Origin of the sequence: Paenibacillus sp. MER TA 81-3 (genome assembly GCF_023713585.1) — a bacterium.
Taxonomy (GTDB): Bacteria; Bacillota; Bacilli; order Paenibacillales; family Paenibacillaceae; genus Paenibacillus_B; species Paenibacillus_B profundus.
This window is the reverse complement of sequence record NZ_JAMAWB010000002.1, coordinates 244591-257831: the sequence shown is the minus strand read 5'-3', so window position 1 is coordinate 257831 and position 13241 is coordinate 244591. Positions and strand designations below refer to the sequence as shown.

Annotated in this window: 11 protein-coding genes and 1 pseudogene; 7 read left to right on the top strand and 5 right to left on the bottom strand. The window is 45.1% G+C overall.

Annotation, left to right across the window (positions count from 1 at the left end; translation table 11 throughout):
• The first annotated feature begins 127 nt into the window (after positions 1-127).
• Positions 128-1102, top strand: coding sequence for a sugar phosphate nucleotidyltransferase (locus M3650_RS03440; protein ID WP_251572392.1), 975 nt, complete (start codon positions 128-130; stop codon positions 1100-1102).
• Entirely contained in the window at positions 1099-2391 is a 1293-nt protein-coding gene (locus M3650_RS03435) for a UDP-glucose dehydrogenase family protein (RefSeq protein ID WP_251572390.1), read from the top strand. The genes M3650_RS03440 and M3650_RS03435 overlap by 4 nt, the downstream gene beginning before the upstream one ends.
• Before the next feature lie 247 nt (positions 2392-2638).
• On the opposite strand, the gene M3650_RS03430 is transcribed toward M3650_RS03435, so the two are convergent.
• Together M3650_RS03430 and M3650_RS03425 are read right to left on the bottom strand one after the other, a co-directional pair.
• Positions 2639-3775, bottom strand: coding sequence for a glycosyltransferase family 4 protein (locus M3650_RS03430; RefSeq protein WP_251572388.1), 1137 nt, complete (start codon positions 3773-3775; stop codon positions 2639-2641).
• A gap of 21 nt (positions 3776-3796) precedes the next feature.
• On the bottom strand, positions 3797-5575 hold the full coding sequence (locus M3650_RS03425) for a CotS family spore coat protein (RefSeq protein ID WP_251572386.1): 1779 nt from the start codon (positions 5573-5575) through the stop codon (positions 3797-3799).
• Positions 5576-6278: 703 nt separating this feature from the next.
• Between M3650_RS03425 and M3650_RS03420 the strand changes: the two genes are divergently transcribed.
• The 4 genes from M3650_RS03420 to M3650_RS03405 all read left to right on the top strand — a co-directional run bounded on the left by M3650_RS03420 (position 6279) and on the right by M3650_RS03405 (position 9503).
• Positions 6279-6881: a nitroreductase family protein gene (locus tag M3650_RS03420; protein WP_019419855.1), complete on the top strand. Its 603-nt coding sequence runs from the start codon at positions 6279-6281 to the stop codon at positions 6879-6881.
• Between the two features lie 41 nt (positions 6882-6922).
• Entirely contained in the window at positions 6923-7327 is a 405-nt protein-coding gene (locus M3650_RS03415) for a nuclear transport factor 2 family protein (protein ID WP_251572384.1), read from the top strand.
• Positions 7328-7575: 248 nt separating this feature from the next.
• On the top strand, positions 7576-7995 hold the full coding sequence (locus M3650_RS03410; RefSeq protein WP_251572382.1) for a GNAT family N-acetyltransferase: 420 nt from the start codon (positions 7576-7578) through the stop codon (positions 7993-7995).
• The gene (locus M3650_RS03405; RefSeq protein WP_251572379.1) at positions 7968-9503 is read left to right on the top strand and encodes an alpha/beta fold hydrolase; all 1536 of its coding nucleotides are present in this window, start codon (positions 7968-7970) and stop codon (positions 9501-9503) included. The genes M3650_RS03410 and M3650_RS03405 overlap by 28 nt, the downstream gene beginning before the upstream one ends.
• 56 nt (positions 9504-9559) lie before the next feature.
• Here M3650_RS03405 and M3650_RS03400 read toward each other — a convergent pair whose 3' ends face one another.
• The 3 genes and pseudogenes from M3650_RS03400 to M3650_RS03390 form a co-directional block, all read right to left on the bottom strand.
• Positions 9560-10294 carry a MerR family transcriptional regulator gene (locus tag M3650_RS03400; protein WP_251572377.1) on the bottom strand — a complete coding sequence of 245 codons (735 nt, stop codon included), beginning with the start codon at positions 10292-10294 and terminating at the stop codon, positions 9560-9562.
• A 51-nt stretch (positions 10295-10345) separates the two neighbouring features.
• Positions 10346-10426 (bottom strand): annotated as a pseudogene (locus M3650_RS32215) (MerR family transcriptional regulator); the annotation flags it as partial.
• Positions 10417-10560, bottom strand: coding sequence for a hypothetical protein (locus M3650_RS03390; protein WP_251572375.1), 144 nt, complete (start codon positions 10558-10560; stop codon positions 10417-10419). The gene M3650_RS03390 and the pseudogene M3650_RS32215, both read right to left, overlap by 10 nt.
• Positions 10561-10942: 382 nt before the next feature.
• On the opposite strand from M3650_RS03390, the gene M3650_RS03385 reads away from it, so the two are divergent.
• Positions 10943-13189: an alpha/beta hydrolase gene (locus M3650_RS03385; RefSeq protein ID WP_251572373.1), complete on the top strand. Its 2247-nt coding sequence runs from the start codon at positions 10943-10945 to the stop codon at positions 13187-13189.
• Positions 13190-13241 lie beyond the last annotated feature (52 nt).

Below are 13241 nucleotides of genomic sequence, written 5' to 3'. Positions count from 1 at the left end.
CCATTATGTACGGCAGGGGATGAAGTACAGAAGTATATTTTCCCTATTGTCTCATACTAGCCCTTACTAATAGTTAAGAATAATCATATTTTAATGCAACTCGATGAAAGACAAGGAGCGAACATATATGAAGGGATTGATTCTTTGTGCAGGCAATGGCACCAGGCTCCAACCTTTTTCGAATACAACCTCCAAAGTTCTACTTCCAGTAGCTAATAAGCCGCTTCTATTCTATAGCATTGAGAAGCTGCTTGATCTGGGTATCAAGGAGATTGGTATCGTTATCCAAGCGGCGCATGATTCTTTGTTCCGTGAAAGTGTTGGGAATGGAGAGCAATGGGGGGGATCTATAACCTACCTCTATCAGGCAAGGGCGCTTGGAATAGCAGATGCGGTCAAGCAAGCAGAAGCATTTATTGGTTCTGATAGCTTTATTCTACTGCTTGGTGACAACTTGATTGGCCAGTCGTTGGAAGGCTTGCGGGATTCGATTCTGCTAGAACGACAAGATGGAGCGTTGTTGTTAGGAGAGGTTGAGAAGCCGCATGATTACGGAGTTGCAGAGATAAAGGAACATCGCATCATAGGGTTAGAGGAGAAGCCAGTCCAGCCGAAATCCAATCTCGCCATTATGGGAGCATATGCATTTACTTCTAAAATCTTTGAAGCTGTACACGCAATCTCTCCATCGAAAAGGGGAGAATACGAGATAACGGACGCCATTCAATGGTTAATTGAAGCGGATTACGCTATATCCTATGATATTACCTATCAACCTCACACAGATGTAGGCACGATAGAACGTTGGCTGGAAGCTAATCGATGGATGCTTCAGCAATTAGCCGATGAAGGTACCCTCGCAATGGAGACGACAAGCAGTACCAATAAGTTCAGCTCTCCGGTTATGGTGGGTAACACGAGCCAGTTGGCAGCATGCGAGATCGGACCTTATACCACGATAGGCTCCCTCGTGAACTTGGAAGACTGCCGGATTGAAGATTGTATTATTCTTGAAGGCGTATCCCTTAAGAACATGAGCTTGAAAGGCGCGATCGTCAGTCGAGATTATATGGTACAACCTGCTCGGGAGGCGAACCTATGAAAACGTTAGTTGCGGGTGTTGGTTATGTTGGGACGACTACCGCACTATTACTAGCCGAATTAGGATGGAAGGTACTTGGTTTTGATACAGATAACTCCAAGATTTCAGCCCTGTCGAATGGGACCTTGCCATTTTATGAGCCTGGCTTGGACACGCTGCTTCGTACCCATTTAAGTAATGCGAATATTTGTTTTCTAGTCGATCCGGTGCAAGCGATTCGTGAGTCGCAAGTCGTCTTTATCTGTGTAGGCACTCCATCTCTGGAAGACGGAAGCTCAGATATGCGATATATCCGCAGTGTAGCCAAGATGATCGGAAATCATATGCAGGAATATAAGCTGATCGTGGTGAAAAGCACCGTTCCGGTCGGGACGCAGAAGCAAGTTGTGCAGTGGATCTCAGAAGCCCAGATAAGTTCTATTCCGTTTGATGTCGTATCCAACCCGGAATTTCTTAGGGAAGGAAGCGCAGTATATGATGCGTTTCATCCTGATCGGATCGTGATTGGCAGCGACTCTGATGCAGCCGCACAACAAGTGAAGATGATATATCGGGATATCGATAGTCCCTATGTGGTGACGAAGCCTGCGACCGCTGAAATGATCAAGTATGCGGCAAACGCTTTCTTGGCAGCCAAAATATCGTATATGAACGAATTAGCCAGATTATGCGATCAGATCGATGTATCTATTTCCGACATTGCGGTAGGTATTGGGTATGATCCGCGTATTGGCAAGTCGTTCCTGCAAGCGGGCATCGGATACGGAGGCTCCTGTTTCCCTAAGGATGTGAAGTCGCTCTTGCATATCGCGAAGGAGCATGACACGAACTTAAGTCTGCTGCAGCAGGTCGTGTATATTAATGAGACCCAGTATCAATATTTCATCGAACAGATGGTGCGGCGTCTTGGAGGGCTTGACGGTAAAATAATTGCGGTGCTTGGATTGTCATTTAAGCCGGGAACAGACGATTTGAGAGAGGCTCCTTCGCTGAAGATGATCTCACACTTGCTGCAGTCAGAGGCGGCAATCCAGGTTCATGATCCGGTGGCGGCATTGCCGGAACAGCTGTTACACAAAAATATCGTGCAGTTCGAGTCAATTAAGGACACTGTACGGCAGGCTGATGCGGTTGTCATATGTACTGAATGGCCGGAGTACGCTTCTGCGAGTTGGTCTGACTTGATTCAATTGATGAGAAATGCGGCGGTGTTCGATGGCAGAAATGTGCTTGACGGTGAGCAGATGAAGGCATGGGGCTATGATTATTATGGAATCGGGAACGGGTGAAGGGAGCTGCCGCAAGGACTTATAACGGTAATGTATGACGCAAGATGCCCGGGTGAAGCCACGGGCATTTCTTAATTGATTCTTATTGCCTAATTAGCTAGGAAAAATATTAAGCCCTTAAGCAGTTCCAGATTGGAGTCGGAAGGGCTTAATTACGATCAAGACAAAACTTTATAACTTTATTGTTCCGATGCTTCGCGTGATCTGAAGCTTTATCATACTGGTCCATGATCCTGCTTTCTTAGATTTACCCCCACACGGACAATATCTCCTGAGCTACCCGGTCCCAGTTGAAGCGTTGTTCTGTTAACCGTCTGCCGCGAAGGCCCATCTGCCGGGCATTATCCATATTCGACAGCAATTGGTTCAGCTTCTCGGCATACTCCAGAGGATTGTCGGGGTCTGTGATTAGCAGACCGTTATCGTTCATGATAACTTCCGGATTGCCTCCTCGGGCAGTTGTAATGAAGGGCAGTCCTGCGGCCATCGCTTCGTAATGTACCCGTGCAAGCGGTTCATCCCATATCGAGGTGCATACGAATACGTCCGCGGCGCAGAACCAACGGTGCACATCATGCGCTTCAACGTATCCGGTGGTGACAACTGGCAAGGATGCCCTTTCAGCCAGAGCCCGCACATAAGCAATATAGTCGCTGACTCGATTATCGCTGTACCATGCGCCTCCGACGACGACAAGCACAGCATCGGAATGCTTCAGTTGAGACATGGCTCGCACTAAGACGTGAGGTCCTTTGTTCCGAGACAGGCGGCCTACGAACAAAATTACTTTCTTGGATTCCAACTGATGCTGTGCGCGTAACGTCTGCCGCTCTTGGTGAGCTGATTGCGATTCCATCCATGGGGCGAAGCGATTGAGATCAACGCCGGAATAGATCGTTCTGAGCTTTGGTTCGGCTTGCGGATAATAGCGGAGAATCTCACGGCCGATGAAATTGCTGATCGTAACAATTCGTTCGACGTTTGCAATGACCGCATGCGCTTCCTCATGATGAATTTTAGCTGGGTGAAACATATCATTGTGCATGCTGAGCACGATTCGGGAATGGGGGGAAGAATTACGGACGGGAAGAACCATGCGTGGTCGGTTAAAGATATGGATCAGGTCGTAATGTTCAGTTCTCTGATTCAAAAATTGAATGACGCCTTCGGCATATTTATCGAACAGTCCATCTGAGGGCACTCTAACGTATTGAATGCCGTTTACAATCTCGTCTCCCTGTAGTTCAGGATCTGATCTGCCGAGTATTGTCAAGCGGTGATGACCACTGATCTGCTGCGCGACGCCGCCAATATAAGTCTGGATTGCACCGCCTCTTATATTGGGAACCGGGAGCTTTTCAGTGCATATGATGAGTACGTTCATGCTTGCAGTCTCCTCCTCTCGTTAAGCGGTCTTCCTTGAGACCTTTCTTGTCTTCTGCTTTGGAGCCAATTGGGGAGAGGTAGGGCGTTTGGATAGAATACGCTTGCTTGGCCTATTAGCTTTGGTTGTTCTGCTCTTGGCAGAGGTTATTTTCTTGACGTTTCGCTGCTTGTTGCATACGCCCACAGCTGTCTTTCTCTTAGATACGCCGCTCCTCTTCGATGACTTTAAACGGCGGCGTGATGCGGTGATAGTACGACGGGCTGTTCTGCGTCGTTTCCTCTTCGCATTTGAACTTGATCTAGAAGGACGGAGAGATACAGGCTGCTGAGGGGTTAATGTGGTTGCATGAACAGGAAGTGCTGCAACCCCCTGGGAAACTATTGGTTCTGCAGGAGCGAAAGGAGCTGAAGGAGCTGAAGGAGCGGCAGGAGCGGCAGGAGGAGCAGAAAGGGCAGAAGGGGCAGGCTCCAAAGATAGGGACTGGGCTGCTGCTGGCTCGTTATATGGGATCAACTCAGCAGGCAATGGGTCCGATGCGCCAGATTGTTGACTTTGAGAAGTGAATGCAGGAACAGGAACTGTATAATCGAAGAATGGAGCTGGGGCGGAGAGAACAAAGCTTCTATCCAGTTCTGGAACCGCAAGATTCCATTGCTCGGGAACATATTGCTGCTCGTAAATGCCGACAGGGTATTTCTCCTTGTCTGCGTACAGTTCTTGGAGAACTTGCCACTTTGTCGATTCTGTCGCAAGAATACGCTGTAGAATTGGCGCTAATTCAAGGTTAAGGAAGTTGACAGGATCGAATACCATTTCTTTGACGTGCTTATAGAATTCATTCGGAAATGCCATGTCGATCCATAAGATTTCGAACATTTGCTGATCGATCGGGTTGCCGCGATTATAAGCCTCAATCATGCCGCGAATCCAAGTAATGTCCCAAGCGCCCATGTCATCCATCGTACTCGTCATAATCTTGCGAAGATCGCGGAATGGCAGATCGTAGGATACGCCGTCCAAATCGATAACCCATATCCCTCCGGGTCCCATCTGACCGTTAGACCAGCCATAATCTTGGTGGGCAAGTCCCCAATGAGGCTCTCCCATAGCGACCATGTTCGCATACTCCGATGCGTTTAAGCGGTCTAAGGCTTCCCGTGCTTGACGTTCGAATTCGTCTGCCACCTGCAGCAAGGGCTGGCTGCCGGCTGTTTCCTTGTAAGCTTCTGCAATATCCCGGAACCAGCCGATCTTGGCGATAATCTTCTGATAGTATTTCACCCAACCATGAAGCCGCGAGGATTTGGCCGCACCTTGAGGAGGACGATACCCTTTGGTCCACAGGTGGAACTCCCCTAGACCTTGGCAAAGCTGAGAAGCGCCCTCAAGATCGATCTTGGATACAGGCGCAAGTGTATCGATCCAGTCGGTTACAATCCAGCTCTTCCCGCCGGCCTCCACGTACAAGCGATTATCTATGGTTGGAATAAGAGCGGGGACTCTGGCCCCCTGCTGCACCAGATATTCTTGAGCACCTATACTGAATAAGCTCCTCTGAGGATGACGGTGGAGAACCTTGATGCTTCGCGGCCCCTTGTCTGTGTCTATTCTCCAGATCGCGCCTCCTTTGTCCGGCTTGGATGTGATGAGAACCATATTAGACACCTTCATGTCATACCGTTCCATTACTTGCCGTCCCAATGCTTCAAGCTCTGGGGGAACATACTGCTCTAGCACCGTACCAGGTGAGACGGTATTGATTAGGTGATCCCAAGGTCCGATTTGATACTGTTCCAAAATTATTCCCTCCTATCCTGCGTCTCTAACCGTAATAAGCTTTCTTTCAGCTTAGCGTTAATAACTTCACGATAGACCGTTACTAGCTTGCTGTATCGGAGAGATGATATCGGTCGATCACATGGTTTCTTCCCCAACGCGTGAGAAGCGAGATGACGCCTGTTTGGTTTTGGCCTTAGTTGGTTGCTTCTGTTGAGGCACGCGTTCACAACCTTTCCACAGGCGTAAATCTTTATTTATATACATATGTCATAAGGAAATGGATGAAATGTACATTCGTGGATATCACTGAAAAAGATATATTTCCATGTTTGTCCGATGGAGTGTAGACGGGGGCGGTATATACTGTATCACCCAAAATTTTATCATGGAGTGGTTGACTTCTAATTTAGTTGTAACTATAATGGTTGCATCAGGGGCGCGAATTTGAAAATGGAGGAAAGTGTAAATACAATCCAGTGATATTTTAATTCCACGAGCAGCCCAATCCTGATTGTACAATACGAGCAGACATATGCTTTGCAGTATGTGTCTAAGTATTCAGGTGCAATTCTCTATAGTAGAGCATGCATATTTTTTTGCCTACGTTGTAATCGCTATTGTTACAACTAGAGGGGGGGATAAGAGGAAAGGCGAGGTCGTGTATACAAGGAATTAGCAAATATATCATTTATAAATAAAACATATATTGGAGGAACCAAAAATGTCAGTAGCCACAACAAACCTAAAAGATGCAATCATCAATCGCCGTTCAATCCGCAAGGTGAGAAAGAATGAATGGATTACGAAAGAAAGAATCAATGAAGTTCTAAAAACGGCTTTACATGCGCCATCTTCTTTTAATATGCAAAGTGGACGCATGGTTGTATTAATGAACGCCGAGCATGAAAAGTTTTGGGATATCGTAAAAGAAACGCTTCGTGCTCGCGTTCCAGCAGAAAATTTTGAAGCAACGGTGGAAAGATTACAAGGATTTCGGGATGGAGCAGGGACGATTTTATTCTTTGAAAACCAAGAGACCGTCCAACAAATGCAAGAAAAAGCTCCACTCTATAAAGAACAATTTCCTTATTGGTCTCATCAAGGAAGTGCAATGCTGCAGTATGCAGTATGGATGTCTCTAGCAGCAGAAGGCATTGGGGCATCTTTACAGCACTATAATCCAATTGTTGACGAAGAAGTGAAGAACACTTGGAATATTTCGCAACAATGGAGCTTAGTAGCGCAAATGCCATTTGGCGAGCCAAATGAACAAGCAGGTGAAAGAACATTCTTGCCATTTGAGGATGTTGTTAAATTTTATTAAAACGAACGAATATCGATATAGAAAATGGAGCAACGAAAATAATGAGTCAATTTACCAATTTAGAAATTGTTCGCAGCACATATGAAGGTCCGTCCTCTTCAAACGCTCAGCGTTTGCTTGAAGCTCTTTCAGAGCATGTAGAATGGACCGAAGCGGCAGGTTTTCCATATGGCGGAACATACATCGGTCCAGAAGCTGTCATGGAAAATGTATTTAGCCGCCTGGCATCCGAATGGAATGATTATAAAGCAAGTGTGCATACGTATCATGAAGTAGAAGGTAAGGATATTATTATTGCGGAAGGTGCCTATTCGGGAACGTATAAAAAGACGGGAAAAGCATTTCAAGCAGATTTTGTACACGTCTGGGAACTCGAAAACGGAAAAATCGTGAAGTTCAAACAATATGTAGATAGTCATGTTGTTCAGAAGGCAATGACAGTCTAAAAAGATATATACTCTCTTATTTTTACTATATAACTGAAGCAACGATGTAGAAGCAGCAGAGCATTTCCACCAGTCAATGGCCGGGAATGCTCTGCTGTTTGTTTCCTGTTTCTGCGATGCATCGCAGGAAGATTGACGCCCTTGAAGAATATATATCATTTAAAACCACTACACGAGGGGAAAGTTTTCTTCGTTTTGCAAATTGCAGCCTGCGAAGAATTCACGCTCACAAGAAAGGAATATATTTTATGATTATTGAAAAGGCGACAAGTCTTGATCTAGAAGGCATCTGCCAAATCGATAGTAGCGTTATCGGGAATGACAGCAGGAAAGAGTATCTATCGGAAGCCATAGAAAAAGAAACGTGCATTATCGCGAGAATGGATGGTAAACCAGTTGGCTTTGCCGTGTTTGATACTTCGTTCTATGATAATTGCTTCATTTGGTTAGTAATCGTACTTCCTCAATTCAGAAGGAAGGGTACTGCAAGCGGGCTTATTCAGTATGTCGAAAAAAACTGCCCAACATCCAAATTATTCACATCAACGAATGAATCCAATGTAACGATGCAGAAGGTCTGTGAATCACTTGGGTTTGTCAGGAGCGGCGTGATTGAGAACCTTGATGAAGGCGACCCGGAATGGGTCTATTTCAAACCAATAAGTTAAGTGCTGCAACTCTGCTCAATACGTTCGTTCTTGCCCCATGGCTTTTTCAGATGAGGACTTTTGAAATGTTATTAATCACCGTCAATGTCCTATTGCTCGGTTGGTTGATATTTGCTCGGAACAAGTCGCAGCGAGGGCTGCTCGTTGGTTTCGGCATCTCCATCTTATTTATGGTTACACATGGGCTCGTCGAAGGCCTGCGTTGGCCTATGATTCCGGTCTATCTGATAACGTTATTCCCAGTGGTCAGTGTTGCGCTAAGGCACATTTTCAAACCGAAAGGACAGAAACAGAATGCACCGCGCCGGATACGGATCATTCTGGTTACGACACTCGCAGCGCTCTATTCTTTCATCGCCGTGGTCTTGCCGATCCTGTTTCCTATATTCTCATTTGAGAAGCCGACAGGTCCATACAAAATAGGAACCGTATCATACCATTGGGTAGATAACATGCGAGAGGAACACTTTACTAAGGCACCCGACGATAAGCGTGAACTGATGGTACAGATTTGGTATCCGGCTAGTTCAACCACAAAGGGAAAGACAGCACCCTATGTTTCTCATCCTGATATTTTTGCAAATGGATACAGCAAAGCCTTAAATATGCCTAAACTGTTATTTACAAGCATCGGCTTCGTCAAAACTCATGCTATTGAAGAAGCAGAGCTATCCGATAAGGAATCCACCTATCCGGTGCTCCTATTTTCGCATGGATTAAACGGGGTTAAAAATCAAAACACATTTGAGGTCGAACAATTAGCAAGTCATGGTTATATTGTTGTAGGGATTGATCATACTTACCATAGCACTACATCGGTTTTCCCTGATGGCCGTGTTGTACATTTTGTTCCCCAAGAAAGTAATACGATCGACTATTTAGATAAATTAAACGAAAAATGGGTGGAAGACGCTACGTTTGTGCTGAATCAAGTGGAGAAGCTGGCCAAGAATGATCCGGACCACCGTTTTACAGACCGAATGGATATGCAGAATGTGGGGATGTTTGGTCATTCCTTCGGTGGAGCTACAAGCACCCAGATGCTGATGACAGATTCCAGAATTAAAGCAGCGATCAATATGGACGGCGGACTATATGGCAAACTCCGGATTCCGGCAGACGGACTGAAGAAGCCGTTTCTGCTGATGAGCGCCGATGACACGCTAACGGGTACAGAGAATATGAGCGATGAATATATCGCTTCCCAAGGAACGACAAGAGCGGAGTTAACCAAGTCTTTTAGTGATACTTTTGCACGGCAAGAGTCTGTAACAGTAGGTGGTAATTATTGGATGAAAATTAAATACATGAAACACATGGGCTTCTCCGACATGTATCTGATTTCACCTGTGTTCGAAAGGATGGAAGGGGTGGATGTACGAAGCGCACATCGGCTCATTAACGATTACTCGCTTGATTTCTTTGACCACTATTTGAAGCAACAGCCGTTTGAACGAATGGAACAGAATATCGGTGACCATCCGGAGTTCACACTGCAGAGAGGTTGAGACCGAATTTCTGAACCTGTGAGGGCGGCTAGCCCTCGGCTGTTCGGTAATGTTGTTTACATATGTTCGAGCTTCCACTGTATTCCTTGAAGCAGCAAGGTGTTTCCTTTAGAAAATGAGCGGAATTTAGGGCTTAAGATGGAACATAGCGTATTGAAACGTTCGATCCGTTCTGTTCTGGGATTTTGTGCATATTCGGCAAAGTAGCGAAAAAACTCTTCTTTGTTGATAGACTGCTCTGAGTTCGCATACAGCATGGCAGCATCCTCGACAATGGCCTGTACGAAAGGACTATCGGCAGAACACTTCTGCTTCAATGCAGTATCTAGTCGGATATGGATGTCCTCAAGCTTCTTGACCCAGGTGGCAGCATCGAATCGAGGCTGATGCACCATGTTAAAAAAAAGAAACTCATCGTGCCTAAGATCCGATAAAAACTGAGGATCGTTTACGAGCTCCTGCAATTCATTCCAAGCGACGGTTTGTTTAGCCGATACTTTTACTTGATTGATAATATATTTGTTAAAGAAATAAAAAAGTGAACCTCTCCATTCTTCAGAAATGCCATCTAAAAATTTGGATTTCTCCACTTTTTCATTTATGAATTGATTTCGTTTTTCGGGATTTATTACCCGTGTGTTTACCAGATCATAGATATAACGCAACGAATCCCCTTCGTGTTCCTTCGCTTGACGCAGTATCGATATCATATTGGTAAGCGTGCTGACCTGTGTCTCCAAGGCTTCAATCTGCCAGTCGAGCGCTTTGGCAACTTGTATTTCTCCAGACATCATCTTACGTATGTCATCAATTCCAAAGTCTAGGTAGCGAAGGGTTGTAATCAGCTCTAAACGCCATATATCTTCCGTCGTGTATAGTCGATGCCCTCCCTCGGTATAGCTTGTGGGCTTAACTAATCCGATTTCATCATAGTAACGGACGTTTTTACGGTGGAACCGATCATTTTAGCTGCTTCCCCAATCGAATAGGTTCCGTCTTGTGTTGTGGAATCAGAAACATGCTGTATCTTGTTGTCAATCTTGCCCTTTGAATGCAAACCATTACACCTCCTGTTCGAATTATACCACCTCCTGTAGCTGGAGAATCAATCATACTGTTTTAATCAAGGCAGCGTATTGCTTTATTTTTTTCTATTGCGAAGGGAATGTATGTTCTCGATAATGGATGCAAATGGAAATGTTAAGGAACATACGTATGGATGTAAATGCGTTTGGGGAAAGGCGGACATTTCGCAGCGCTGGAAGATCCGCAGCTCGTGGCGGGTAAGATTCATGATTTTTTCCACTCTTTAAGGTGTGTCAAGCAGCCGTAATTTGTAAGATTAATGAAAGAATAGTGAAAGTGAAGAGAAAGAGAAATCCTGTAACATGAACTTTAGTTGGGAAGTTAACTATACATGTCAACAGGAGGATTCGGAAATGGAGACGATCAAAGAGAGAGCCAATCATATCATCCGCAAATTAAAAGTGAATCGTAAACATATAAAGCCCTTATCTGCGGGATGGAAGGGAGCATCCTTCGTCTTAGCTGCAGCAACCTTGATTCTTGTCATCATGCAAGCGAACTATTTATTGGGGGCGCGTGGATTTATTGAATTTGCTGTAGGTACGGTTATATCCATCGTCGTTGTCTTGATCATAAGCGGATTGCTTGCGATCATCGTACATGGGATTAAGCAAATTCCAAGCCGTTATCTCTGGTTGTTCTTCAGTTCCTTTATCTTATTATTCATTTGTTTTATGGGGCCGATGGAAGTTTCGAGCATCTTTGTCCTCTTGGTCATCGCTATTCTCTCCCTATGGGGCGCTATCCTGTATAAGCTTGTGACGGGCAGCTACAAGCATGCGAAACGATCGAAGAAGCTGACAGCTATCGTATTATCCGTTACGACAACTGTGGCTATCGGGATAGGCGGGTACTGGGTTGTCAATGATGGCGATGAGGGAATCCGTGGAGTGACTTTGCAAGAGTTGAAAACATCAGCGCGCTACACAAATCATGTTCTTAACAACCCCGCGGAGGAAGGTCCTTATCCAGTCAAAACGTTAACGTACGGCAGTGAGAATAGCTATCGCAAAGAGTTCAATCGAAGCGATTCTTTCACGACGAAAACGGTGGATGGGTCAGCTTACGTGGAGAAATGGTCCTCCTTGAGAACGAAGACTGTAGGCTTTGGGCCAGATGCGATGCCTGTGAACGGATTGGTCTGGTATCCAGAAGGAGAAGGTCCATTTCCATTGGTGATTATCGCGCATGGGAATCATATGATGACAGATTATTCTGATCCAGGCTACGATTATCTAGGTGAACTTCTTGCAAGTCGCGGCTATATCTTTGTTTCCATCGATGAGAACTTTTTAAATGTATCTCCCTACGATGATATGTTCGTGGTCAGTGCTTTAGAGAAGGAAAATCCGGCAAGAGGGCTAATAATGCTCGAGCATATTAAGGCTTGGAAGGAATGGAATAGCAGCAGTAGCAACCCGTTCTATCATAAAGTAGATATGGGCCAAATTGCGCTTATCGGTCATTCCAGAGGTGCAGAAGCGATTACGATTGCAGCTGCTTTTAATAAACTAAGCACGCACCCGGATAATGGAAATATCAAATTTGATTATAACTTTCATATTCGTTCCCTAATATCAATCGCAGGCACAGACCAACAATATCGCCCTTCCGGAAAACTGATGCCTCTTCAAAATGTGAACTATTTAGCTTTACATGGAGCTCAGGATATGGATGTCAATACCTTCCGCGGTTCGAGCCAATATAATCGGATAAGCTTTACCGATAAGGAAGACTTCATGAAAGCCTCCGTATATATCTATGGGGCCAATCACGGCCAGTTCAATCGCGTGTGGAGCAGAGGCGACGGCTTAGGAACGGCGAATCAACTGTTTAACCTGAAGCAGCTTATGGCCCGAGACGAGCAAGAAACGACAGCAAAGGTATTCATTTCTTCCTTTCTGGATGCGACGCTGAAGAATAAGCATGAGTACACAGAAGTGTTCAAAGATATTGGTTACGCCAAGGAATGGCTTCCCGATACGATGTATATCAGCAACTATGATGATTCACAGACCACTTTAATCGCTTCATTCAATGAGGATATTGATTTACAGAGCACGACGATTCCCGGAGGCAGGATCATTGGAGAGAATTTGCAGGAATGGAAGGAAGAAAAGGTTAAAATGAAATTTGGAGAGGACCAGCACAGCGCCGTTCGTTTAGGATGGGATCGCAGCAAACAATCCAAGGCTGCTTCCTATTCGGTCGTCATGCCTGATGAAGGCTTGGATGTCGGAAACAATAGTTCAGTTGTATTCTCGATAGCGGATTATAGTGAGAGAAAAAACATATCGTATGAAGAAGGTTTGATCGATTTAACTGTAACAGTCGAAGACAAGAACGGCAACCAAGCAAGTCTTCCGCTAAGTCATATTTCAAAATTAATACCTAGTATAGAAGGGAAATTGCTAAAAAGGCCATTTGCAAATTTCGGGCAAACGAAAGAACCTGTATTTCAAAACTTTGGTTTTCAGTTCAATGACTTTAAACAGGTTAACCCTCGCTTTAATCCACAGCAAGTACGGACGGTAGGGTTTGAATTCGACAAAACTGAGAAAGGCACCGTCTTAATCAACAACATCGGAATCAGAAAATAGCATGTAACATGTAGATGCAACAACAAAAAAAGGCTGCTGGCTTATGCAACAA

Bases quoted from the DNA above. Each gene is read 5' to 3' on its own strand.
- M3650_RS03430 (WP_251572388.1), bottom strand. From the start codon at position 3,775: ATGAACGTACTCATCATATGCACTGAAAAGCTCCCGGTTCCCAATATA.
- M3650_RS03405 (WP_251572379.1), top strand. From the start codon at position 7,968: ATGGGTCTATTTCAAACCAATAAGTTAAGTGCTGCAACTCTGCTCAAT.
- M3650_RS03415 (WP_251572384.1), top strand. From the start codon at position 6,923: ATGAGTCAATTTACCAATTTAGAAATTGTTCGCAGCACATATGAAGGT.
- M3650_RS03420 (WP_019419855.1), top strand. From the start codon at position 6,279: ATGTCAGTAGCCACAACAAACCTAAAAGATGCAATCATCAATCGCCGT.
- M3650_RS03385 (WP_251572373.1), top strand. From the start codon at position 10,943: ATGGAGACGATCAAAGAGAGAGCCAATCATATCATCCGCAAATTAAAA.
- M3650_RS03440 (WP_251572392.1), top strand. From the start codon at position 128: ATGAAGGGATTGATTCTTTGTGCAGGCAATGGCACCAGGCTCCAACCT.
- M3650_RS03410 (WP_251572382.1), top strand. From the start codon at position 7,576: ATGATTATTGAAAAGGCGACAAGTCTTGATCTAGAAGGCATCTGCCAA.
- M3650_RS03400 (WP_251572377.1), bottom strand. From the start codon at position 10,294: ATGTCTGGAGAAATACAAGTTGCCAAAGCGCTCGACTGGCAGATTGAA.
- M3650_RS03435 (WP_251572390.1), top strand. From the start codon at position 1,099: ATGAAAACGTTAGTTGCGGGTGTTGGTTATGTTGGGACGACTACCGCA.